The sequence below is a fragment of the Pseudomonas sp. ENNP23 genome (assembly GCF_001728945.1).
GTDB lineage: Bacteria > Pseudomonadota > Gammaproteobacteria > Pseudomonadales > Pseudomonadaceae > Metapseudomonas > Metapseudomonas otitidis.
Genome location: NZ_LYSP01000014.1, coordinates 59,586 through 80,705, shown reverse-complemented (window position 1 = coordinate 80,705; position 21,120 = coordinate 59,586). Strand labels below are relative to the sequence as shown.

General features: G+C 65.7%; 22 protein-coding genes. 13 read left to right on the top strand and 9 right to left on the bottom strand.

All coding sequences use genetic code 11. The features are described 5' to 3' along the window. Position 1 precedes the first annotated feature (1 nt). The 3 genes from A9G05_RS10430 to A9G05_RS10420 are packed head-to-tail and all read right to left on the bottom strand — an operon-like array spanning position 2 to position 2,629. A complete protein-coding gene (locus A9G05_RS10430) occupies positions 2–754 on the bottom strand; it encodes an ABC transporter substrate-binding protein (protein ID WP_069560900.1) in 753 nt (250 codons plus the stop codon). A gap of 58 nt (positions 755–812) precedes the next feature. After that, on the bottom strand, positions 813–1,649 hold the full coding sequence (locus tag A9G05_RS10425) for an HDOD domain-containing protein (RefSeq protein WP_069560899.1): 837 nt from the start codon (positions 1,647–1,649) through the stop codon (positions 813–815). Between the two features lie 38 nt (positions 1,650–1,687). Next, positions 1,688–2,629 carry a folate-binding protein YgfZ gene (locus tag A9G05_RS10420; protein WP_069560898.1) on the bottom strand — a complete coding sequence of 314 codons (942 nt, stop codon included), beginning with the start codon at positions 2,627–2,629 and terminating at the stop codon, positions 1,688–1,690. A 120-nt stretch (positions 2,630–2,749) separates the two neighbouring features. Here A9G05_RS10420 and A9G05_RS10415 point away from each other — a divergent pair, with 120 nt between their 5' ends. Both A9G05_RS10415 and A9G05_RS10410 read left to right on the top strand, forming a co-directional pair. Next, positions 2,750–3,004, top strand: a complete 255-nt coding sequence (locus A9G05_RS10415; protein WP_044407239.1) for a succinate dehydrogenase assembly factor 2 — start codon at positions 2,750–2,752, stop codon at positions 3,002–3,004. Then, a complete protein-coding gene (locus tag A9G05_RS10410; RefSeq protein WP_069560897.1) occupies positions 2,988–3,440 on the top strand; it encodes a protein YgfX in 453 nt (150 codons plus the stop codon). The genes A9G05_RS10415 and A9G05_RS10410 overlap by 17 nt, the downstream gene beginning before the upstream one ends. Here A9G05_RS10410 and nadB read toward each other — a convergent pair. Next, positions 3,409–5,025: an L-aspartate oxidase gene (gene nadB / locus A9G05_RS10405; protein WP_069560896.1), complete on the bottom strand. Its 1,617-nt coding sequence runs from the start codon at positions 5,023–5,025 to the stop codon at positions 3,409–3,411. The two genes, A9G05_RS10410 and nadB, sit on opposite strands and share 32 nt — an antisense overlap. A 374-nt stretch (positions 5,026–5,399) precedes the next feature. Here nadB and rpoE point away from each other — a divergent pair, with 374 nt between their 5' ends. From rpoE to pdxJ, 11 genes are all read left to right on the top strand, one after another. Next, the gene (gene rpoE, locus A9G05_RS10400) at positions 5,400–5,981 is read left to right on the top strand and encodes an RNA polymerase sigma factor RpoE (RefSeq protein ID WP_069560895.1); all 582 of its coding nucleotides are present in this window, start codon (positions 5,400–5,402) and stop codon (positions 5,979–5,981) included. A 33-nt stretch (positions 5,982–6,014) separates the two neighbouring features. Continuing rightward, positions 6,015–6,596 (top strand): sigma-E factor negative regulatory protein, encoded by a 582-nt coding sequence (locus A9G05_RS10395; protein WP_069560894.1) that lies wholly within the window; start codon positions 6,015–6,017, stop codon positions 6,594–6,596. A 10-nt stretch (positions 6,597–6,606) separates the two neighbouring features. Continuing rightward, positions 6,607–7,557, top strand: coding sequence for a MucB/RseB C-terminal domain-containing protein (locus A9G05_RS10390; protein WP_069560893.1), 951 nt, complete (start codon positions 6,607–6,609; stop codon positions 7,555–7,557). Between the two features lie 208 nt (positions 7,558–7,765). Continuing rightward, positions 7,766–9,181 carry a DegQ family serine endoprotease gene (locus tag A9G05_RS10385; protein ID WP_069560892.1) on the top strand — a complete coding sequence of 472 codons (1,416 nt, stop codon included), beginning with the start codon at positions 7,766–7,768 and terminating at the stop codon, positions 9,179–9,181. 151 nt (positions 9,182–9,332) lie between these two features. Beyond that, entirely contained in the window at positions 9,333–11,132 is a 1,800-nt protein-coding gene (gene lepA / locus A9G05_RS10380) for a translation elongation factor 4 (protein ID WP_069560891.1), read from the top strand. A 5-nt stretch (positions 11,133–11,137) separates the two neighbouring features. Further along, positions 11,138–11,992, top strand: a complete 855-nt coding sequence (gene lepB, locus A9G05_RS10375) for a signal peptidase I (RefSeq protein ID WP_069560890.1) — start codon at positions 11,138–11,140, stop codon at positions 11,990–11,992. Between the two features lie 107 nt (positions 11,993–12,099). Beyond that, the gene (locus tag A9G05_RS10370) at positions 12,100–12,477 is read left to right on the top strand and encodes a DUF4845 domain-containing protein (RefSeq protein WP_069560889.1); all 378 of its coding nucleotides are present in this window, start codon (positions 12,100–12,102) and stop codon (positions 12,475–12,477) included. Then, positions 12,474–13,163 carry a ribonuclease III gene (gene rnc, locus A9G05_RS10365; protein ID WP_069560888.1) on the top strand — a complete coding sequence of 230 codons (690 nt, stop codon included), beginning with the start codon at positions 12,474–12,476 and terminating at the stop codon, positions 13,161–13,163. Before A9G05_RS10370 ends, rnc begins: the two co-directional genes overlap by 4 nt. Beyond that, positions 13,156–14,058 (top strand): GTPase Era, encoded by a 903-nt coding sequence (gene era, locus A9G05_RS10360; protein WP_044407217.1) that lies wholly within the window; start codon positions 13,156–13,158, stop codon positions 14,056–14,058. Before rnc ends, era begins: the two co-directional genes overlap by 8 nt. A gap of 6 nt (positions 14,059–14,064) precedes the next feature. Then, positions 14,065–14,769, top strand: a complete 705-nt coding sequence (gene recO / locus A9G05_RS10355) for a DNA repair protein RecO (RefSeq protein ID WP_044407215.1) — start codon at positions 14,065–14,067, stop codon at positions 14,767–14,769. Continuing rightward, positions 14,762–15,511 (top strand): pyridoxine 5'-phosphate synthase, encoded by a 750-nt coding sequence (gene pdxJ, locus A9G05_RS10350; protein WP_069560887.1) that lies wholly within the window; start codon positions 14,762–14,764, stop codon positions 15,509–15,511. Before recO ends, pdxJ begins: the two co-directional genes overlap by 8 nt. A gap of 114 nt (positions 15,512–15,625) precedes the next feature. Here pdxJ and cmoB read toward each other — a convergent pair whose 3' ends face one another. The 5 genes from cmoB to lon form a co-directional block, all read right to left on the bottom strand. Continuing rightward, the gene (gene cmoB / locus A9G05_RS10345; RefSeq protein WP_069560886.1) at positions 15,626–16,594 is read right to left on the bottom strand and encodes a tRNA 5-methoxyuridine(34)/uridine 5-oxyacetic acid(34) synthase CmoB; all 969 of its coding nucleotides are present in this window, start codon (positions 16,592–16,594) and stop codon (positions 15,626–15,628) included. Continuing rightward, positions 16,591–17,334 carry a carboxy-S-adenosyl-L-methionine synthase CmoA gene (cmoA, locus tag A9G05_RS10340; RefSeq protein ID WP_069560885.1) on the bottom strand — a complete coding sequence of 248 codons (744 nt, stop codon included), beginning with the start codon at positions 17,332–17,334 and terminating at the stop codon, positions 16,591–16,593. The genes cmoB and cmoA overlap by 4 nt, the downstream gene beginning before the upstream one ends. A gap of 65 nt (positions 17,335–17,399) precedes the next feature. Continuing rightward, positions 17,400–18,053, bottom strand: coding sequence for a lysoplasmalogenase (locus A9G05_RS10335; protein ID WP_069560884.1), 654 nt, complete (start codon positions 18,051–18,053; stop codon positions 17,400–17,402). Between the two features lie 93 nt (positions 18,054–18,146). Continuing rightward, the gene (locus A9G05_RS10330; RefSeq protein ID WP_240924759.1) at positions 18,147–18,545 is read right to left on the bottom strand and encodes a protease inhibitor I42 family protein; all 399 of its coding nucleotides are present in this window, start codon (positions 18,543–18,545) and stop codon (positions 18,147–18,149) included. A 70-nt stretch (positions 18,546–18,615) separates the two neighbouring features. Further along, on the bottom strand, positions 18,616–21,012 hold the full coding sequence (gene lon, locus A9G05_RS10325; protein ID WP_069560882.1) for an endopeptidase La: 2,397 nt from the start codon (positions 21,010–21,012) through the stop codon (positions 18,616–18,618). Positions 21,013–21,120 lie beyond the last annotated feature (108 nt).

The following is a 21,120-nucleotide window of genomic DNA, read 5'->3' as shown; positions in this document are numbered from 1 at the left end:
ATTACTGCAGGCTGCTCAGCGGCTCTTCGGCTTCGAGCAGGTAGCGGGCGATCTTGCCGCTTTCACGCAGTTGCGCCAGGCCCTGGTTGAAGCGCGCCATGAGCTGTTCGTTGCCGGGAACCGAGCGGGACAGCAACAGGTGCAGGGTGTCGCTGCGCAGCGGCTGGGGGTGAAAGGTGACTCGGCTGCGTTCTTCGCGGCTGAAGCCTTGCAGGTTGGCGATGCCGACCACCTTGTCCATGGGGAACACGTCGATGCGGCCGGCCAGGAGCATGCGCAGGCCCTGTTCCTCGGCGGCCAGGCGCTGCACGCGCAGGCGGCCGTCCTGCTCGGCGCGCTGGAAGGCTTCGCCGTAGTCGTAGCCGATGGTGGCGCCCAGGCGGTAGTGCCGGAGGTCGTCCACGCTCTGCCAGTCGAGGGGGGTGTCCTTGCGGTGGAACAGTACGTAGCCGCTCTCGATCACCGGATCACTGACGTAGAAATCCCGTTCGCGATCAGCATTGCGCAGCCAGATGGCGGTGCCGTGGCGCTCGCCTTTCTCCGCCAGGCGCAGGGAGCGGGCCCAGGGGTGGAACTCCCAGTGGACGGTGACGCCCTCCAGGGCGAAGGCTTCGGCGACGATGCGCGAGGCTACGCCCTGGTGCGGCAGCGAGGCGCCGAGGTAGGGCGTCCATTCACCGTTGGTGAGGCGCACGTCTTCGGCGGCGGCGAGGCTGCCGAAGGCGAGGGTGAGGATGAATAGAAGGGCGCGCATCTGGGTCCGCTACTCCATGTATGCAGGGAGTCTAGACAGGTATGGCGCGCCCGTTAGTTCACTGCAGCATGCTCATGGCCGCCTCCATGGCGGCGGAGAGGTCTTCGTCTGCCTGCATGTCGACCTGCGGGTCGAGGCCGAGTTTGGCGAAGGCGGGGATCTGGCTCCAGTCGAGCTGGGTGTAGGGGTGTTCGCTGCCCAGGTAGCTCTGCAGGGTGGCGACCTGGACGATGTCCACGTAGTCGACCTTGGGCGAGTTGCGGGTGAAGTCCAGGTACTGGCTGGGGATCTGCGCGATCGGGGCGGGGAATTCCCAGGCTTTGAGGATGCGGTCGCCGATGATCGGGTGGATGCGCTCGATCACGTGGTTGAGGCTGATGGAGTCGGCCAGCAGTTCGTAGTGTTCTTCGGCGTAGGTGAGGATCGGCAGCACGCCGATCTGGTGCACCAGGCCGGCGAGGGTGGCCTGGTCCGGCGCGAGGCGGGTGTAGTGGCGGCAGAGGACGTGGCAGATGCCGGCGATCTCGGTGCTCTTGTTCCAGACTTCGCGCATTTTGCGGTCGACCACATCGGAGGTGGCCTGGAACATCTGCTCCATGGCTAGGCCCGTGGCGAGGTTGCAGGTGTAGTTGATGCCGAGGCGGCTGATGGCCATCTGCAGGTCGGTGATTTCCTTGTTGGTGCGCAGCAGCGGGCTGTTCACCACCTTGATGATGCGGGCGGTGAGGGCGGCGTCGTTGCCGATCACCTTGGACAGGGCGGGGATGCTCACGTCGGGGTCTTCTGCGGCTTCGCGCACCTTCAGCGCCACTTCGGGCAGGGTGGGCAGCACCAGCTCATCGTTGTCGATGGCGCGGATCAGGTCTTCCTGGACTTTCTCGGCAAGCTTGCTCATGGGGGCTCTCTAGGCGTGGTAGGCGGTTGGACCGGCCCTCAGCGCTGGATCTCGCGGTCGGCGTCCAGCGTGTAGGGGAGGTCGAGCAGGTTCAGCACGGGGCCATCGATGGCGCCCAGGTGGATCCGTCCGTCGTTGACCGCGTCTTCCTGGAGCACGGCGAGGAGTTCGTAACCCTGTTCCGCCGGGGCGGCCAGCACCACTTCGCCGACGCTGCTCTGGTGGACGGGGGAAAAGAGTTCGAGGCCGGGGGCCGGGCGTTCGCCTTCGGGCAGGGCCAGGCGCTGCAGGCGGCGCTTGAGTTTGCCCAGGTACTGCATGCGGGCGACGATCTCCTGCCCGGTATAGCACCCTTTCTTGAAGCTGACGCCGCCGACCGCCTGGAGGTTGATCATCTGCGGGATGAACAGCTCGCGGGTGGCAGCGAAGACCTGGCCGACCCCGGCGCGCACCTGGGCCAGCAGCCAGGCGTCCAGCGGGGCCTCGGGCAGGTGGGTGGCGAGGTGGGTGCGCATGCTGTCGGCCTCATCAGCTGCTGCCCAGAGTTCGGCGCGGCCGTCGGAGAGGCGCAGGGCGATGCGGCCCTCGGCGCGCACGACGGCGCCGGCTTCGGTGGGCAGGTCGAGGCCCAGCGCTACGAGCACGCCGTCGCCCTGGGCCAGGCCGAAGCGCACCCAGGCGGCGCTCTCGTCGGCCAGGGTGGCCTTGGAGAACACGGCGTATTTCTTCAGGTCGGCGAGTTGCACGTCCAGCAACCGGGCGTCGAGGGCGAGCAGGTAGCCGTCGCCTTCGGGCAGGACGCGGAAGCTGGAGACCATGCGCCCCTTGGGGGTGCAGCGGGCGCCGAGGCTGGTGGTGGTGTCGTTGAGGTAGGCGAGGTTGCAGGTGACCTGGCCCTGAAGGAACTTGGCGGCGTCCACGCCACGGACGGCGATGATGCCTTCGTGGGTGAGCGGGCAGAAGAATGCGGTTTCAGCCATGGGATATCGCTGGAAAGGGTGTCCGGGGCGTCATCATAGAGCCCGGTCGGCGGCTTGTCAGCGGGTGCCGGCCGGCGTCCGTGCCGTTATACTGCGCGCCTGTTTACTGGAGGCACCCCGATGGCCGACGCAACTGAACTGAACCGACTCTTCTGGCACAGCCGCCGCGGCATGCTGGAGCTGGATGTGCTGCTGGTCCCCTTCGTGCAGGAGGCGTACCCGCACCTCGACGAGGCCGACCAGGCCCGTTACCGCAAGCTGCTGGAATGTGAGGACCAGGACATGTTCGGCTGGTTCATGCAGCGCGGTGAGCCGGAAGATGCGGACCTGCGGCGCATCGTGAAAATGATCCTGGACCGTGTCCAGCCCAAGTAGCCCCTTCGAATGCCACTGGCGCCCGTCGCGGCGCCTGCTGGCGATCTACCTCTTCCTTCTAGCGCTGTGCCTGGTGGCGTTGGCGACGGCCGAGTGCCCGGCCTGGGTGCGTCTGCTCGGTGCGCTGCTGTGCGCTGGCCACGCGGCCTGGGTGCTGCCCCGGCGCATCCTGCTGACGGCGCCTTCGGCGATCCTCGGGTTGCGCCTGTCGTCTAATGGGCTGGCGTTGCTGCGCCGGGATGGCGACTGGCTGCCCGTGCAACTGTCGCCTGACAGCCTGGCGCTACCCCTGGCGGTGCTGCTGGTCTATCGCCAGCCGGGTCGCCCCTGGGCCCAGGGGCTCTGCGTGCCGGCCGATGCGATGGACGCCGATTGGCATCGGCGCCTGCGGGTGCGGCTGCGTTTCAGTCGCCAAAGGTGGGCGGCACCAGAATAGTGTCGTGGGCTTCGGGCAGGGTGTCGGGGTAGTCCAGGGTGTAGTGCAGGCCCCGGGATTCCTTGCGCTGCATGGCCGAGCGGATGATCAGGTCCGCCACCTGGGCCAGGTTGCGCAGCTCGATGAGGTCACGGCTGACCTTGTAGTTGGAGTAGAACTCGTCGATCTCGCTGAGCAGCAGACGCACCCGGTGCTGGGCGCGCTGCAGGCGCTTGTTGGTGCGCACGATGCCGACGTAGTCCCACATGAATCGCCGGAGTTCGTCCCAGTTGTGCGCGATGATCACGTCCTCGTCCGAGTCGGTCACCTGGCTGGCGTCCCAGGTGGGCAGGCCGTCGGGCAGGGGGATCTGTTCCATCTGGCCGAGCATGTCTTCGGCGGCGGAACGGGCGTAGACGAAGCACTCCAGCAGGGAGTTGCTGGCCATGCGGTTGGCGCCGTGCAGACCGGTGAAGCTGGTCTCGCCGATGGCGTAGAGGCCGGGGACGTCGGTGTGGCCGTGGCGGTCCACGACTACGCCACCGCAGGTGTAGTGGGCGGCGGGCACCACGGGGATGGGCTGGCGGGTGATGTCGATGCCGAAGCCCAGGCAGCGCTCGTAGACCGTGGGGAAGTGGCTCTTCACGAACTCGGCGGGCTTGTGGCTGATGTCCAGGTAGACGCAGTCGATGCCCAGGCGCTTCATCTCGTGGTCGATGGCGCGGGCGACGATGTCGCGCGGGGCCAGTTCGGCACGCTTGTCGAAGCGTTGCATGAAGCGCTCGCCGCTGGGCAGGCGCAACAGGCCACCTTCGCCGCGCACCGCTTCGGTGATCAGGAAGCTCTTGGCTTGCGGGTGATACAGGCAGGTGGGGTGGAACTGGTTGAACTCCAGGTTGCCCACCCGGCAGCCGGCCCGCCAGGCCATGGCGATGCCATCACCGCAGGCGCCGTCGGGGTTGCTGGTGTAGAGGTAGACCTTGGCTGCGCCGCCCGAGGCGAGCACGGTGAAGCGCGCGCCATGGGTGTCGACTTCGCCGCTGCTGCGGTTCAGCACGTAGGCGCCGAGGCAGCGCTGGCCGGGCAGGCCGAGCTTGCGCTCGGTGATCAGGTCGATGGCGACATGCTGCTCCAGCAGTTCGATGTTGGGGCACTGACGGGCGCGTGCCAGCAGGGTGTTGAAGATGGCGGCGCCGGTGGCATCGGCGGCATGGATGATGCGTCGGTGGCTGTGCCCGCCCTCGCGGGTGAGGTGAAACTGGAATCCGCCGTCTTCGCGGGCGCTTTCGTCCTCGCGGGTGAACGGCACGCCCTGGTCGATCAGCCACTGGATGGCTTGGCGGCTGTGCTCGACGGTGAAGCGGACGGCATCCTCGCGACAGAGCCCGGCCCCGGCGACGAGGGTGTCCTCGACATGGGAATCGACGGTGTCGGTGTCGTCCAGGACAGCGGCAACGCCCCCCTGGGCCCAGAAGGTCGAGCCTTGGGACAGGTCGCCTTTGCTGAGGATGGCGATGCGCAGGTGGGAGGGCAGGGTCAGCGCAAGGGTGAGGCCGGCGGCGCCGCTGCCGATCACCAGTACATCGTGCTGAAAGTGTTGGCTCATGTCGGGGATCCCGCGGGAAGGCGGCCCCTAGTATATAGAGGGGGTGGTCGGCACAATAGCGCGTTCATGGTCGCCGAAGAAATCGTGGGAACTTTCCATCCACACCCGCTTTCTTAGGTATGTCGCACATGAAGTGACGTGCTTGGCGAGTTGTGCCGCGAGGAGCTTCCTGCTCCTCTGGCTGCGGCAAATCAGGCGAATAAATTATCCGCGCAGCAGCGGTTGAACCCTGCTGCGTGATTCCGTGCAAGAAGGAAACGGTCTTGCAGGAAGCTTGCTTGGAGGGGAGAACTTTTGCGTAACGCCCGAGTCTATCTTGGCAAGCCGATCCACTGGGCGGCGCGGTGCCCCTCAAGCTCCAACGAGGAGTATCCATGCTAACCCAGGAACAGGATCAGCAACTGGTCGAGCGGGTGCAGCGAGGCGATAAGAGGGCTTTCGATCTTCTGGTGCTGAAGTATCAGCACAAGATCCTCGGGTTGATCGTGCGGTTCGTGCACGACACTCAGGAGGCCCAGGATGTCGCTCAGGAAGCCTTCATCAAGGCGTATCGTGCGCTCGGCAATTTCCGCGGTGACAGTGCTTTCTATACCTGGCTGTACCGCATCGCCATCAATACGGCGAAGAATCATCTGGTGGCGCGTGGTCGGCGTCCTCCGGACAGTGATGTGAGTGCGGAGGATGCGGAGTTCTACGATGGCGATCATGCTCTCAAGGACAACGAATCGCCTGAGCGCTCGCTGCTGAGGGATGAGATCGAGGGTACCGTCCATCGAACCATCCAGCAGCTACCTGAGGATTTGCGCACGGCGCTGACGTTGCGTGAGTTCGATGGTCTGAGTTACGAGGACATCGCCAATGTCATGCAGTGTCCGGTTGGTACAGTCCGCTCGCGTATTTTCAGGGCGCGAGAAGCGATCGATAAAGCCCTGCAGCCCTTGCTGCAGGAATCCTGAGACAGCGGCGACAGCTATTAGAGAGGAATCGCCATGAGTCGTGAAGCCCTGCATGAATCGCTGTCCGCGGTGATGGATAACGAAGCGGATGAACTGGAGTTGCGCCGAGTGCTCGCCTCCAGCGGTGATGAGGAGATCCGTGCCACATGGTCGCGCTACCAGATAGCCCGTGCCGTGATGCACAAGGAACTGCTCGAGCCCCGTCTCGACATCGCGGCGGCGGTATCCGCAGCGCTGGCGGATGAGGTTGCGCCTGCTACAGCAACCAAGGGGCCCTGGCGTACCTTGGGTCGCCTGGCGGTCGCAGCGTCGGTGACTGTTGCCGTGCTGGCCGGTGTGCGCCTGTACAACCAGGACGAGGTAGGCACCCGTCAACTGGCCCAGCAAGGTGGCGTGCAGCCGCTGATCACCGCGCCCCAGGCCAACAAGGATGCGGTGCTGGCGGGATACAGTGTCGAGTCACCGCGTGTATTGCCGCAAGGTTCGGCTGCGCCGTCTGGCTGGCATGACCAGCGCCTGCCGGCCTACCTGCGCCAGCATGCCCAACAGGCCGCCATGAGCGGTTCCGAGAGCGCGCTGCCCTACGCACGCGCTGCCAGTCTGGAGAGCCGCTGAGCAGTAATCCATGCGTGCACTACCACTCTTCGTGTTGCTCGGTGGTTGGCTGGTCCAGGCCGCCCACGCCGCCGAACCCCAGGATTGGCTGAAGCGTATTGCCCAGGCCGAGCAGCAGAACTTTCAGGGAACATTCGTCTACGAGCGCAGCGGCAGCTTTTCCACTCACCAGATCTGGCACCGGGTCGACGCCAGTCAGGTGCGTGAGCGTCTGCAGCAGCTCGATGGTCCGGCCCAGGAGGTCGTGCGGGTAGATGGCAGAACGCAATGCGTGAGCGGTGCGCTGGCCGACCAGATGGGAGGCCAGGTGTGGCCCGCTCGGGATTTGGATGCGGCGCAGATCGCCAAGTCCTACGAGATCAGTGTGGTGGGCGAGTCCCGTGTTGCAGGGCGTGCCGCCGTGGTTCTCAGCCTCGTGCCGCGGGATCAGCATCGTTATGGCTTCGAGCTGCACCTGGATCGTGAGACTGGCCTGCCACTGAAGTCGTTGATGCTCAACGACAAAGGCGGGTTGTTGGAGCGCTTCCAGTTCACCCAGTTCGAGACAGTTCGCCCGGAGGATGCCGAGCTTCAGCCCGGTGTCGATTGCCAGGCGGTGAGTTTCTCCGAGGCTCCGGTGGGGCAGGCCAGTGCCTGGCACTCAGACTGGTTGCCGCCAGGCTTCAGTCTTTCCAGTTCCACTCAACGCCGCAGCCCCGCGTCATCCGATACCGTGGTCTGTCTGTTGTTTGGTGACGGCCTGGCGCGTTTTTCGGTGTTCCTGGAGCCTCTGCACGGCGCGCGAGTGGAAGACATCGTGCCCTACGAGCTTGGGCCTACCGTGGCGGTATCCCGTCGGTTGAGCACGGCAGACGGGGATGTGATGGTCACCGTCGTGGGTGAGATTCCTGTGGGAACTGCGGAGCGCGTCGCGTTGTCTATGCGTTCGGCGGGTACCGCTGGCAGCTCCGCGCCCCAGTGAGTTGAGGGTGCCGCAGGCGACAGTGCTGGGCCTTCTGCTTGAAGGAGGCTGGTAATTGATAGCGATCTGCTATCGATTCGTATCCCAAGTTGTGCAATGGTTCATCGGGCTGGAGGCCTCGCTTCCGGCCCCATTTGCGTTTGCCCGCTCCGCCCCGGGGCGCTCGGCGGGTTCAAATTCCTCGTGTAATGACGGGAGCTGTATGTCGATGCTAAGCATGAAATCCTGCATGTCCGCCGTGGCGGCGCTGCTGCTGCTCGGACAAACCCTCGCGGCGCGCGCCGAACTGCCTGACTTCTCCCCGCTGGTGGAGCAGGCGTCACCCGCCGTGGTCAACATCAGTACGCGACAGAAGCTGCCCGAGCGCGCCGTCGCCAACCAGATGCCAGACCTGGAAGGCCTGCCGCCGATGCTGCGGGAGTTCTTCGAGCGCAGCATCCCCCAGGCCCCGCGTGGCCAGGGTGGTCGCCAGCGTGAGGCGCAGTCCCTGGGCTCTGGTTTCATCATCTCCAGGGATGGCTACATCCTGACCAACAACCATGTGGTAGCGGACGCCGACGAGATCATCGTGCGCCTGTCCGACCGCAGCGAGCTGGAAGCCAAGCTGATCGGCGCCGATGCCCGCACCGACGTGGCCCTGCTGAAGGTGGAAGGCAAGGACCTGCCCATCGTCAAACTCGGCAAATCCGATTCGTTGAAGGTTGGGAGCTGGGTGCTGGCCATCGGTTCGCCGTTCGGTTTCGACCATTCCGTCACCGCCGGCATCGTCAGCGCCAAGGGCCGTAGCCTGCCCAACGAGAGCTACGTGCCGTTCATCCAGACCGACGTGGCGATCAACCCGGGTAACTCCGGTGGGCCGCTGTTCAACCTGGACGGCGAAGTGGTCGGCATCAACTCGCAGATCTTCACCCGCTCCGGCGGCTTCATGGGGCTGTCCTTCGCTATCCCGATCGATGTGGCGATGAGCGTGGCCGATCAACTGAAGGCCAGCGGCAAGGTCAACCGTGGCTGGCTGGGCGTGGTGATCCAGGAAGTGAACAAGGACCTCGCCGAATCCTTCGGTCTCGACAAGCCGGCTGGTGCGCTGGTGGCCCAGGTGCTGGAGAACGGCCCGGCTGCCAAGGGCGGCCTGCAAGTGGGGGATGTGATCCTCAGCATGAACGGGCAACCCATCGTCATGTCCGCTGACCTGCCGCATCTTGTGGGCGCGCTGAAACCGGGTACCAAGATCGACCTGGGCATCGTCCGCGATGGCAATCGCAAGAACCTGTCTCTGAGCATCGGTGCGCTGCCTGAGGACGGTCAGGAACTGGCCGCCGGCGAGTCCTCGGGTGCCGAGCGCAGCAGCAACCGTCTTGGTGTGCTGGTCGCCGGTCTCTCCGGGGAGCAGCAGAAAGCGCTGGACATCAAGGGTGGCGTGGTCATCCGCGAGATCCAGGAAGGGCCGGCTGCACTCATGGGGCTGCGCCCGGGTGACGTGATCACCCACCTGAACAACCAGGCCATCGATTCGGTCCAGACCTTCGCCAAGGTCGCCAAGGAACTGCCGAAGAATCGTTCGGTGTCCATGCGCGTGCTGCGCCAGGGGCGCGCGAGCTTCATCACCTTCAAATTGTCGGAGTGATCCGATGCACTGAAAAAGGGCGGCCCAGGTCGCCCTTTTTCATGGGCGGGCGTCGTCGGTCGTGCGTGACGCCTGTGATGGCGATCAGGTAAACTCCCCGGCTATTTTTCGGCAAGCAACCAGCTTGCGGCTTTTTTCGAGTGTCGATCCCGTGAGTGACCTGAGTCATATCCGCAACTTTTCCATCATCGCCCATATCGACCATGGCAAGTCGACCCTGGCGGATCGCTTCATCCAGCTCTGTGGTGGCCTTTCCGATCGCGAAATGGAGGCCCAGGTGCTCGACTCCATGGACCTGGAGCGTGAGCGCGGCATCACCATCAAGGCCCACAGCGTCACCCTGCACTACAAGGCGCAGGACGGCCGGACCTACCAGTTGAATTTCATCGATACCCCCGGTCACGTGGACTTCACCTACGAGGTGAGCCGTTCCCTGGCTGCCTGCGAAGGCGCGCTGCTGGTGGTGGATGCAGGACAGGGCGTCGAGGCCCAGTCGGTAGCCAACTGCTACACCGCCATCGAGCAGGGCCTGGAAGTGATGCCCGTGCTGAACAAGATGGACCTGCCCCAGGCCGAGCCTGAGCGGGTGAAGGACGAGATCGAGCACATCATCGGCATCGACGCCACTGACGCCGTGCCCTGCAGTGCCAAGAGCGGCATGGGTGTGATCGAGGTGCTGGAGCAACTGGTCAAGGTGATCCCGCCGCCGGAAGGCGAGATCGAGGCACCGCTGCAGGCGCTGATCATCGACTCCTGGTTCGACAACTACCTGGGCGTGGTCTCGCTGGTTCGGGTCAAGCACGGTCGAGTGAAGAAGGGCGACAAGATCCTGGTGAAGTCCACCGGCAAGGTCCACCAGGTGGACAGCGTCGGCGTCTTCACTCCCAAGCACACCGAGACCGCAGACCTCAAGGCCGGCGAAGTGGGCTTCATCATCGCCGGCATCAAGGACATTCATGGGGCGCCGGTGGGCGATACCCTGACCCTGTCCAACACCCCGGATGTGGACGTGCTGCCCGGCTTCCAGCGCATCAAGCCGCAGGTCTACGCCGGCCTGTTCCCGGTCAGCTCCGATGACTTCGAGGACTTCCGCGAGGCCCTGCAGAAGCTGACCCTGAACGATGCCGCGCTGCAGTACGAGCCGGAAAGCTCCGAGGCCCTGGGCTTCGGCTTCCGCATCGGCTTCCTCGGCATGCTGCACATGGAGATCATCCAGGAGCGTCTGGAGCGCGAATACGACCTGGACCTGATCACCACCGCGCCGACTGTGGTTTTCGAGATCGTCCTGAAGAGCGGCGAGACCGTTTACGTCGACAACCCGTCCAAGCTGCCCGACCTGGCGTCCATTCAGGAAATGCGCGAACCCATCGTGCGCGCCACCATCCTGGTGCCCCAGGAGCACCTCGGCAACGTCATCACCCTGTGCATCGAGAAGCGTGGCGTCCAGCGCGACATGCAGTTCCTCAGTTCCCAGGTTCAGGTTTGCTACGACCTGCCGATGAATGAGGTGGTGCTGGATTTCTTCGACCGCTTGAAGTCGGTGAGCCGTGGCTACGCTTCGCTGGACTACAGCTTCGACCGCTTCGAGCCCGCCAACCTCGTCCGCCTGGATGTGCTGATCAACGGTGAGAAGGTCGATGCGCTGGCACTGATCGTTCACCGCGAGCAGGCCCACTACAAGGGCCGAGCGCTGACCGAGAAGATGAAAGACCTGATTCCTCGGCAGATGTTCGACGTTGCCATCCAGGCCGCCATTGGCGGCCAGATTGTGGCCAGGACCACTGTCAAGGCTCTCAGGAAGAACGTTCTGGCCAAGTGCTACGGCGGTGACGTCAGCCGTAAGAAGAAACTGCTGGAGAAGCAGAAGGCCGGTAAGAAACGGATGAAGCAGGTAGGCAGCGTGGAAATCCCGCAGGAAGCCTTCCTCGCTGTTCTCAAAGTGGATAGCTAGGGTCTATGTCGATCAATTTCCCGCTCTTGTTGGTTATCGCCGTGGCGGTCTGCGGCGTGCTCGCGCTCCTCGATCTGCTCCTGCTGGCACCGCGCCGGCGCACTGCGATCGCCACCTACCAGGGGCAGGTCAGCGAGCCCGATCCGGCAGTGCTGGAAAAGCTCGGCAAGGAGCCCCTGCTGGTCGAGTACGGCAAGTCGTTCTTCCCGGTGCTGGCCATCGTGCTGGTGCTGCGTTCTTTCCTGGTGGAGCCCTTCCAGATCCCGTCCGGTTCGATGAAGCCGACGCTGGAGGTGGGCGATTTCATCCTGGTGAACAAGTTCGCCTACGGCATCCGCCTGCCGGTGCTGGATACCAAGGTCATCGAAGTGGGGGACCCGCAGCGGGGTGATGTGATGGTGTTCCGCTACCCCAGCGACCCGAACGTCAACTACATCAAGCGCGTCGTCGGTCTGCCGGGTGATCGCATCGCCTACAGCAACGACAAGCGCCTGACCGTCAATGGCCAACTGGTTGCCGAGACGCTGGTGGGTGACGAGCCCGGCACCCTGGGCAGTGCGCGCCTCTATCAGGAAAAGCTGGGCGAGGCCGAGCACATGATCCGCAAGGAAATGCGCCGCAACCTCATGGAGCCCGGCAAGGAGTGGGTGGTCCCGGAGGGGCACTACTTCATGATGGGCGACAACCGCGACAACTCGAACGACAGTCGCTACTGGAACGACCCGAACATTCCCCGCGACCTGCTGGGCATGGTTCCGGACCGCAACATCGTCGGCAAGGCCTTTGCCGTGTGGATGAGCTGGCCTGACCCCAAGCTGCGCAGCCTGCCGAACTTCTCCCGCGTCGGTCTGATTCACTGAGCGACCTGAGATTTCGCTTTTGCGGCGCTGTTCACGACGGCGCCGCCCGCTATATATAGTCTTGCGACGGGCCGGCCGGCCCGAACAACAACCACATTGAGGTCAATATGACGTTCGCACGCTCGCAGCGCGGCCTTTCGCTCCTGGGTTGGATGGTGGTCCTGGCCATCGTCGCCTTCCTCGCCAGCACCGCCTTCAAGATCGTTCCCCACTACATGGACTACTACGCGCTGGAAAAGCTGATCACGTCCGTGGAGAACGAGAAGGGGCAGGGAATCTCCACTCCGGGTGATTTTGAAGCCTATGTACGCAAGGGGATGCAGATCAACAGCATCCGCGACATCGACCTGGAAAAGGCCTTGAGCGTGAAGGTTGAGAACAACGACTTCTACGCCACCCTGAAGTACGAGAAGCGCGAGCCGCTGATCGAGAACCTCGACCTGGTGGTCCATTTCGACAAAGAATTCCGTGTAAGAGTCCCGTGAGCGCATCCCTCAGCCGTCTCGAGCGCCAGCTCGGCCATACCTTCAATGACCAGGGTCTGATGACCCTGGCCCTCACCCACCGCAGCTACGCCGGGCGCAACAATGAACGCCTGGAGTTCCTGGGTGACGCGGTGCTCAACTTCGTCGCGGGCGAGGCCCTCTACGAGCGCTTTCCCCAGGCCCGCGAGGGGCAGCTCTCACGGCTGCGCGCGCGGTTGGTGAAGGGCGAGACCCTGGCCCTGCTGGCACGCGGTTTCGAGCTTGGCGAATACCTGCGCCTGGGTTCCGGCGAGCTGAAAAGTGGTGGTTTCCGCCGCGAATCGATCCTGGCGGATGCCTTGGAGGCGCTGATCGGTGCCATCTACCTGGACGCCGGCATGGACAAGGCCCGCGAACGGGTCCTGGCCTGGCTGCAGAACGAGCTGGAAAGCCTGACCCTGGTGGACACCAACAAGGACCCCAAGACCCGCCTGCAGGAATTCCTGCAGTCCCGGGCCTGCGAACTGCCCCGCTACGAAGTGGTGGATATCCAGGGTGAACCGCATTGCCGCACCTTTTTCGTTGAGTGCGACATCACCCTGCTGAACGACAAGACCCGTGGCCAAGGGGCCAGCCGGCGCATCGCCGAGCAGGTGGCTGCGGCCGCCGCCCTGGTGGCCCTGGGCGTGGAGAATGGCCATGACTGATCTCGAAACCTCCCGCTGCGGCTACGTGGCCATCGTCGGACGCCCCAACGTGGGCAAGTCCACCCTGCTCAACCACATCCTCGGGCAGAAGCTGGCGATCACCTCGCGCAAGCCCCAGACCACCCGCCACACCATGCTCGGCATCAAGACCGAAGGCGCGGTGCAGGCGGTCTACGTCGACACCCCCGGCCTGCACAAGAACAACGAGAAAGCGCTCAACCGCTACATGAACAAATCCGCCGCCGCCGCCCTCAAGGACGTCGACGTGGTGGTGTTCGTGGTGGACCGCACACGCTGGACCGATGAGGACCAGATGGTGCTCGAGCGCGTCCAGTACGTGCAGGGCCCGGTGATCATCGCCGTGAACAAGACCGATCGCCTGGAAGAGAAGTCCGAGCTGCTGCCGCACCTGACCTGGCTGCAGGAGCAACTGCCAAAGGCCGAGATCGTGCCGATCTCTGCCCAGCACGGCCACAACCTCGATGCCCTGGAACGCCTGGTGGCGGACAACCTGCCAGAAAACGAGCACTTCTTCCCGGAAGACCAGATCACCGACCGCAGCAGCCGCTTCCTCGCCGCCGAACTGGTGCGGGAGAAGATCATGCGTCAGCTGGGTGCCGAGCTGCCCTACCAGATCACCGTCGAGATCGAGGAGTTCAAGCACGATGGGCGCACGTTGCACATCCATGCGCTGATCCTCGTCGAGCGCGACGGGCAGAAGAAGATCATCATCGGCGACGGTGGCGAGCGCATCAAACGCATCGGCCAGGACGCGCGCAAGGACATGGAGGTCATGTTCGACTCCAAGGTCATGCTCAACCTCTGGGTCAAGGTTAAAGGCGGCTGGTCCGACGACGAACGGGCCCTGCGCTCCCTGGGCTACAACGACCTCTGACCCGCCATGCAGACGCCCGCGCAGGCGGTACCGGCCTTTGTCCTGCACAGCCGGGCCTACCGCGAAAGCAGTGCGCTGGTGGACCTGTTCACCCCGGATGGGCGCCTGCGCGCAGTGTTGCGCGGCGCCCGTGGCAAGGCCGGCACCCTGGCCCGGCCTTTCGTCCCCCTCGAAGTGGAACTGCGCGGCCGCAGCGAGCTGAAGAACATCGGCCGGCTCGAAGGCGCGGGCATCCCGCATTTCCTCACCGGAGAAGCCCTGTTCAGTGGGCTCTACCTCAATGAGCTGCTGGTGCGCCTGTTGCCGGCGGAAGCGCCTCACCCCGACCTGTTCCAGCATTACGCCGTGACCCTCCAGGCCCTTGCCGCCAACCGCCCGCTGGAGCCGCTGCTGCGCGCCTTCGAGTGGCGCCTGCTGGACGAGCTGGGCTACGGTTTCGCCCTGGACATCGACCTGCACGGCGCGCCTATCGCCGTCGACGGCATCTACCGGTTGTTGCCGGACGCCGGCCTGGAGCCGGTCGGCCACCTGCAGCCCGGCCTCTTCCAGGGCGCCGAGCTGCTGGCCCTGGCCGAGGCCGACTGGTCGGCACCGGGGGCTCTGGCCGCCGCCAAGCGCCTGATGCGCCAGGCCCTGGCCCCTCATCTCGGTGGCCGGCCGCTGGCCAGCCGCGAACTCTTCATGACGATCAAGGAACCTGCCCGTGACTGAAGCCAACCGTGTACTGCTCGGCGTGAACATCGACCACGTCGCCACCCTGCGCCAGGCCCGTGGGACCCGTTACCCCGATCCGGTCAAGGCCGCCCTGGACGCCGAGGAGGCTGGCGCCGACGGCATCACCGTGCACCTGCGCGAAGACCGCCGGCACATCCAGGAGCGCGATGTGCGTGTGCTCAAGGAGGTCCTGCAGACCCGCATGAACTTCGAGATGGGCGTCACCGAGCCGATGATGGCTTTCGCCGAAGAAATCCGCCCCGAGCACATCTGCCTGGTGCCGGAAACCCGCCAGGAGCTGACCACCGAAGGCGGCCTCGACGTGGCCGGCCAGGAGGCGCGCATCCAGGCCGCCGTCGAGCGCCTGACCAAGCTCGGCAGTGAGGTTTCGCTGTTCATCGACGCCGACCCGCTGCAGATCCAGGCCGCCCACCGCGTCGGCGCGCCGGCCATCGAGCTGCACACCGGCCGTTACGCCGATGCCCACACTCCGGAGGAAGCCGAGCAGGAGCTGCAGCGCATCCGTGAGGGCGTCGCCCTGGGCCTCAAGCTCGGCCTGGTGGTCAATGCCGGTCATGGTCTGCACTACCACAACGTCGAGCCGGTGGCGGCGATCCCCGGCATCAACGAGCTGAACATCGGCCACGCCCTGGTGGCCCACGCGCTGTTCGTCGGCTTCAAGCAGGCGGTGGTGGAGATGAAGCAGCTGATCCAGGGGGCGCAGGCGTCACGCGCCTGACGCAGGCCAGGGTCACCACCCGCTGACCCCTGATGAAACGCCGGCCTACCCGTGGCGCACGGATAGGCCGGTTCGTTTGTGGCGGGCGTTCCCGGGCTGAAGCCGGGTTGCGGTTCAGGGCTTGCGGGCGACGATCACCGCGCGAGCGGGGGCGGGGAGGCCTTCGACGGTGCGGCTGTGGTCGGCCGGGTCGAGGAACTCGGGCAGCGACTGGAAGCGCATCCATTCCGTGCTGCGCTGTTCCTCCACGCGGGTGACGCTCACGTCCACGCAACGCACATCAACGTAGCCAGCGCGGCGCAGCCACAGCTCCAGCGCCGGCACCGACGGCAGGAACCACACGTTGCGCATCTGCGCGTAGCGGTCCTCGGGCACCAGCACCTGCTGGGCATCGCCTTCCACCACCAGGGTTTCCAGCACCAGTTCGCCGCCGCGCACCAGGCAGTCCTTCAGGTCGTACAGGTGATCGATGGGCGAGCGCCGGTGGTACAGCACGCCCATGGAGAACACCGTGTCGAAGCCTTCCAGCTTCGCCGGCAGCTCCTCCAGGGCCAGGGGCAGGTGCCAGGCGGGGAGGTCGGGCAGGAAGCGCTTCATGGCGAGGAACTGGCAGAAGAACAGCCAGTTCGGGTCCACGCCCACCACGCAGTCGGCGCCGGCGCCGAGCATGCGCCACTGGTAGTAGCCGTTGCCGCAGCCCACATCCAGCACCCGCTTGCCGACGAGGTCCAGGTGGGGCGAGACGCGCGCCCATTTCCAGTCCGAGCGCCACTCGGTGTCGACATGCACGCCAAACAGCTCGAACGGCCCCTTGCGCCAGGGAATCAGCCCTTGCAAGGCAGTTTTCAGTTGGGCCCGGGTGGCCTCGTCGCAGGGGCCGTCCAGCAGGAAGCGCTGGGCCAGTTCCACCTGCTGCGGTTGCAGCGCGGGGAGGGCGTTGACGGCAGCCCCCCAGCGCTCCAGGTCGCCGTGGCCGACGGCCAGCTTGGCGTCCAGTTGCGCCGGCAGGTCGGCGGCCCAGTCCTGCAGGCGGGTGCCGGCCAGTTGCTGTTGCAGGCTGTCGAGGTCGAGGGTGCGGATCATGGCAGGGCGATCAACGAGGCGAAGTTGAGGCACTGGAACCAGGGCACCACCTTGGAGAAGCCGGCGGCGAGCAGGCGTTCGCGGTGTTCTTCGAAGCTGTCCGGGTGCATGACGTTCTCCAGGGCACTGCGCTTCTGGGCGATTTCCAGTTCGCTGTAGCCGTTGGCGCGTTTGAAGGCGACGTGCAGGTCGGTGAGCAGCGTGTGGGCCTCGGCGTCCTCGAAACGCAGCTTCTCCGAGAGGATCAGCGCCCCGCCCGGCAACAGGGCCTGGTGGATGCGCCCCAGCAGCTCCTGGCGGCGCTCGCGGGGGACGAATTGCAGGGTGAAGTTCAGCGCCACCAGGCTGGTGGGCTGGAACTCCAGGGCGAGGATGTCCGCCTCCAGCACGTCCACCGGCAGCAGCTCCTGGAACATCGCGTCCTGGGCGTGCAGGTACTCGCGGCAGCGCGCCACCATGGCGCTGGAGTTGTCCACCGCGATCACCCGGCAGCCTTCGGTCTTCACGTGGCGGCGCAGGGCCTGGGTCACGGCGCCGAGGGAGCTGCCCAGGTCGTAGAGCGGGGTGTTGGGCTGGGCGAACTGCGCGGCCAGCACACCGATGTTCTCGACAATGGTGGGGTAGCCCGGCACCGAGCGCTTGATCATGTCCGGGAAGACCCGGACCACGTCCTCGTTGAAGGCGAAGTCGGCCACCTGGGCCTGGGGCGTGGCGTAGATGCGGTCGGGTTGTTGCTTCACGGGCCGGTACCAGCAGTTGGAAAGGGCGGCATTCTAGCCAAGACTGCCCGCCGTCCCAAATGCCGCTACGTCGGGTTGGAGGCTGTGCCTGCTTTCAAGCGCGCCGAGGCGGTAATGCCCCACTGGCCGAGCCAGTAGCTGAGGATGATGGCGTAGCCGTCACCGGGGAAGCTGCCGACGAAGCGTGCGATGCCCAGCAGGCTGTCCGAGACCACGAAGCACAGCGCCCCGGCCACGGCAGCCAGCACCGACCCGCGTGCTATCCCGGTCTCGCCGATACGGGCCAGGGCGCGCCAGAGCATGCTGCTGATGGTCAGGGCGTAGAGCGCCACGGGCAGCGCCAGGGGCCCCAGGCCGCCGCTGCCGAGCAGGGCGAACATGGCGCCGCCATAGACCACGCAGGCCGCGAGGGCGAGGGGCGCCAAGCGGCGGCTGTCGCTCAGGTAGGCAGCGATGTAGCACAGGTGGCCCAGCAGGAACGCCGCCAGGCCGGGGACGAACAGGTCGCCGGGCCATTGCAGCAACACATCCCCCAGCAGGCACAGCGCCAGGCCGAGGGCGACGCGGTTGCGGTAGGTACCGGCCGGTGCGCCGCGCAGCCAGAGCATCAGGGCGATGATCGGCAGCGGCTTGCTGGCGAAGCACAGCCAGGGCAGGTCGAGTGCACGGCCGATGAGGAAGGCGCAGGCGCCGGTCAGGCCGATCAGCAAGGCAGGCATGGGGCCGCTCCATCGAAGGGAGGGCGCACTTTGCTTCAGCATTCGGCTGGGCCGCCAGGCGTCGCGCGCCAGGGCGGCTCGCCAATTGCGCCGTCACTCCACGTGGACGGAGCAGTCGAAGGTCTGTTCGGGGGCGACGTCGGTTTCCCAGGGGCGCTGGTAGACCAGCAGCAGGCGACCGTCGCCCGGCTGGGCGGCGCTGAAGCGCCAGGTGGATTCCCCGGCGCCGCCGACCAGGCCGGCGTCCTCTGGGGCGTTGTAGACCTCCGGGCCGAGGCTGCGCAGCACGCCGGGCGCGGCGTCCTTCACCACCCAGCGGAAGCCGGTGGTGGGGTTGCTCGGCAGGGTGAGCACCAGGGCCTGGCCCTTGTCCAGCTTCAGGGGGCAGCGGTCCTGTTTCTGCACCAGCAGGGTGGTCGACTCGTGGGCGCAGCCGGCCAGCAGGGCGAGGGCACCGGGCAGCAGCAGGCGGGGGAGGGGATTCAGGCGCATGGACGGCTCCATCGTTCAAGGGCCGGTGCAGCATATCCGCTGCTCCGGCCCCTGGGTAGGCACCGCAGGTTCAGCCGAAGAGTACCTTGGCGACATCCGAGAAGCGCTTGGCGAAGTGCACCGTCATGCCCTCGCGCAGGTAGTCCGGCAGCTCCTCGTAAGCGCCCCGGTTGGCCTCGGGGAGGATCAGCTCATGGAGCTTCTGCCGCCGCGCGGCGATGACCTTCTCGCGCACCCCACCGATCGGCAGCACCTGGCCGGTGAGGGTCAGCTCGCCGGTCATGGCCACGCCTTTCTTCGGCGCCTGGTCGCGGGCCAGGGACAGCAGGGCGCTGGCCATGGTGATGCCGGCGCTGGGGCCGTCCTTGGGCGTGGCGCCTTCCGGTACGTGAAGATGCACGAAGGCCTGGTCGAAGAAGGTCGGGTCGCCGCCGAACTGCTTGAGGTGCGAACTCACGTAGCTGTAGGCGATCTCGGCCGACTCCTTCATCACGTCACCCAACTGGCCGGTGAGCTTGAAGCCCCGGTTGAGGGTGTGGATGCGGGTGGCTTCGATGGGCAGGGTGGCGCCACCCATGCTGGTCCAGGCCAGCCCGGTGATCACGCCCTTGCCCACCAGCACCTGCTCCTTGCGGAAAGGCGGTGTGCCCAGCAGCGGCTCCAGGTCCTTGTTGCCGACGCGGATCTTCGCCTCGGGCTCCTCCAGCAGGCGCACCACCGACTTGCGGATGATCTTGCCCAGCTGCTTCTCCAACTGGCGGACGCCGGATTCCCGCGCATACCCCTCGATCACCGCAGTGAGCGCGGCGTCGGTGATGGCCAGGCGCTGCTTCGGCACCCCGGTGCGCTCCAGCAGGCGCGGCCACAGGTGACGCTTGGCGATGGCGTGCTTTTCCTCGGTGATGTAGCCGGACAGGCGGATCACCTCCATGCGGTCCAGCAGCGGGCCGGGGATCGAATCCAGCGTGTTGGCGGTGCACACGAACAGCACCTTGGACAGGTCCAGGCGCAGGTCCAGGTAGTGGTCGAGGAACTCGACGTTCTGCTCCGGGTCGAGGGTCTCCAGCAGGGCCGAGGCGGGGTCGCCCTGGTAGCTGGCGCCGAGCTTGTCGATCTCGTCGAGCATGATCACCGGGTTCATCACCTCGACTTCCTTCAGCGCCTGCACTAGCTTGCCGGGCAGGGCGCCGATGTAGGTGCGGCGGTGGCCCTTGATCTCGGCCTCGTCACGCATGCCGCCGACGCTGAAGCGGTAGAAGGGACGCCCCAGGGACTCGGCGATGGACTTACCGATGCTGGTCTTGCCGACGCCGGGCGGGCCCACCAGCAACACGATGGAGCCGGCGATCTCGCCCTTGAAGGCGCCCACCGCGAGGAATTCGAGGATGCGGTTCTTGATGTCGTCGAGGCCCGCGTGGTGGCGGTCCAGCACCTGGCGCGCGTGCTTGAGGTCCAGTCGGTCCCTGCCGTAGACGCCCCAGGGCAGGGCCGTGGCCCAGTCCAGGTAGTTGCGGGTCACCGCGTACTCGGGGGAGCCGGTCTCCAGGATCGACAGCTTGTTCAGCTCCTCGTTGATGCGCTTCTTCGCCTGCTCCGGCAGGGTCTTGCCCTCCAGGCGCTGGCGGAACTGCTCGCTGTCGGCGCTGCGGTCATCCTTGGTGATGCCCAGCTCCTGCTGGATCAGCTTCAACTGCTCCTTGAGGAAGAACTCCCGCTGGTGCTTGCCTATCTTGCGGTTCACCTCTGCCGACAGCTCGCTCTGCAAGCGCGCCACCTCGACTTCCTTGCGCAGCATTGGCAGCACCTTCTCCATGCGCTTGAGCACGGGGATGGTGTCCAGCACTTCCTGCAGGTCGTTGGCCGGTGCGGTGGTGAGGGCGGCGGCGAAGTCGGTGAGCGGCGACGGGTCGTTGGGGCTGAAGCGGTTCAGGTAGTTCTTCAGCTCCTCGCTGTACAGCGGGTTGAGCGGCAGCAGCTCCTTGATGGCGTTGATCAACGCCATGCCGTAAGCCTTCACCTCGTCGCGCGGGTCGGATTGCGGGCGCGGGTAATCCACCTCCACCAGGTAGGGCGGGCGGTGGCGCTTGAGCCAGCCACGGATGCGCACCCGCGACAGGCCCTGGGCCACGAACTGCAGCTTGCCGCCCTCATGGGTGGCGTGGTGAACCCGCACCAGGGTGCCGTGCTCGGGCAGGGTGCTGGGGTCGAAATGGCGCGGGTCACCCGGCGGGCTGTCGACGAAGAACAGCGCCAGGCTGTGGTGGTTGGTCTTGGCCACCAGCTCCAGGGTTTCTGCCCAGGGCTCCTCCTCGACGATCACCGGCAGCACCTGCGCCGGGAAGAACGGGCGGTTGTGGATGGGGATGACGTACACGGTGTCCGGCAGCGTCTGGCCGGGCAGCGCCAGGCCCGTACCGGTGGCACTGGTGTCATCGACGAGAGTGGCGTGGATCTCCTGATCGCTCATTGGGCACCTGATGGAAACGAATGGGCTTGGGGTGGGGCGTGCAGGCTAGATGGGGCGGCTCCGGGGGCTTTTCAACCACTGTGGGCGCCCGGTGGTGCTGGGCAGGCG

Bases quoted from the DNA above. Each gene is read 5' to 3' on its own strand.
- A9G05_RS10370 (WP_069560889.1), top strand. From the start codon at position 12,100: ATGACGTTCGCACGCTCGCAGCGCGGCCTTTCGCTCCTGGGTTGGATG.
- rpoE (WP_069560895.1), top strand. From the start codon at position 5,400: ATGCTAACCCAGGAACAGGATCAGCAACTGGTCGAGCGGGTGCAGCGA.
- A9G05_RS10390 (WP_069560893.1), top strand. From the start codon at position 6,607: ATGCGTGCACTACCACTCTTCGTGTTGCTCGGTGGTTGGCTGGTCCAG.
- A9G05_RS10395 (WP_069560894.1), top strand. From the start codon at position 6,015: ATGAGTCGTGAAGCCCTGCATGAATCGCTGTCCGCGGTGATGGATAAC.
- A9G05_RS10385 (WP_069560892.1), top strand. From the start codon at position 7,766: ATGCTAAGCATGAAATCCTGCATGTCCGCCGTGGCGGCGCTGCTGCTG.
- A9G05_RS10425 (WP_069560899.1), bottom strand. From the start codon at position 1,649: ATGAGCAAGCTTGCCGAGAAAGTCCAGGAAGACCTGATCCGCGCCATC.
- A9G05_RS10415 (WP_044407239.1), top strand. From the start codon at position 2,750: ATGGCCGACGCAACTGAACTGAACCGACTCTTCTGGCACAGCCGCCGC.
- A9G05_RS10330 (WP_240924759.1), bottom strand. From the start codon at position 18,545: ATGCGCCTGAATCCCCTCCCCCGCCTGCTGCTGCCCGGTGCCCTCGCC.
- A9G05_RS10420 (WP_069560898.1), bottom strand. From the start codon at position 2,629: ATGGCTGAAACCGCATTCTTCTGCCCGCTCACCCACGAAGGCATCATC.
- lepB (WP_069560890.1), top strand. From the start codon at position 11,138: ATGTCGATCAATTTCCCGCTCTTGTTGGTTATCGCCGTGGCGGTCTGC.
- lon (WP_069560882.1), bottom strand. From the start codon at position 21,012: ATGAGCGATCAGGAGATCCACGCCACTCTCGTCGATGACACCAGTGCC.
- A9G05_RS10430 (WP_069560900.1), bottom strand. From the start codon at position 754: ATGCGCGCCCTTCTATTCATCCTCACCCTCGCCTTCGGCAGCCTCGCC.
- cmoB (WP_069560886.1), bottom strand. From the start codon at position 16,594: ATGATCCGCACCCTCGACCTCGACAGCCTGCAACAGCAACTGGCCGGC.
- A9G05_RS10335 (WP_069560884.1), bottom strand. From the start codon at position 18,053: ATGCCTGCCTTGCTGATCGGCCTGACCGGCGCCTGCGCCTTCCTCATC.
- nadB (WP_069560896.1), bottom strand. From the start codon at position 5,025: ATGAGCCAACACTTTCAGCACGATGTACTGGTGATCGGCAGCGGCGCC.
- recO (WP_044407215.1), top strand. From the start codon at position 14,065: ATGCAGACGCCCGCGCAGGCGGTACCGGCCTTTGTCCTGCACAGCCGG.
- era (WP_044407217.1), top strand. From the start codon at position 13,156: ATGACTGATCTCGAAACCTCCCGCTGCGGCTACGTGGCCATCGTCGGA.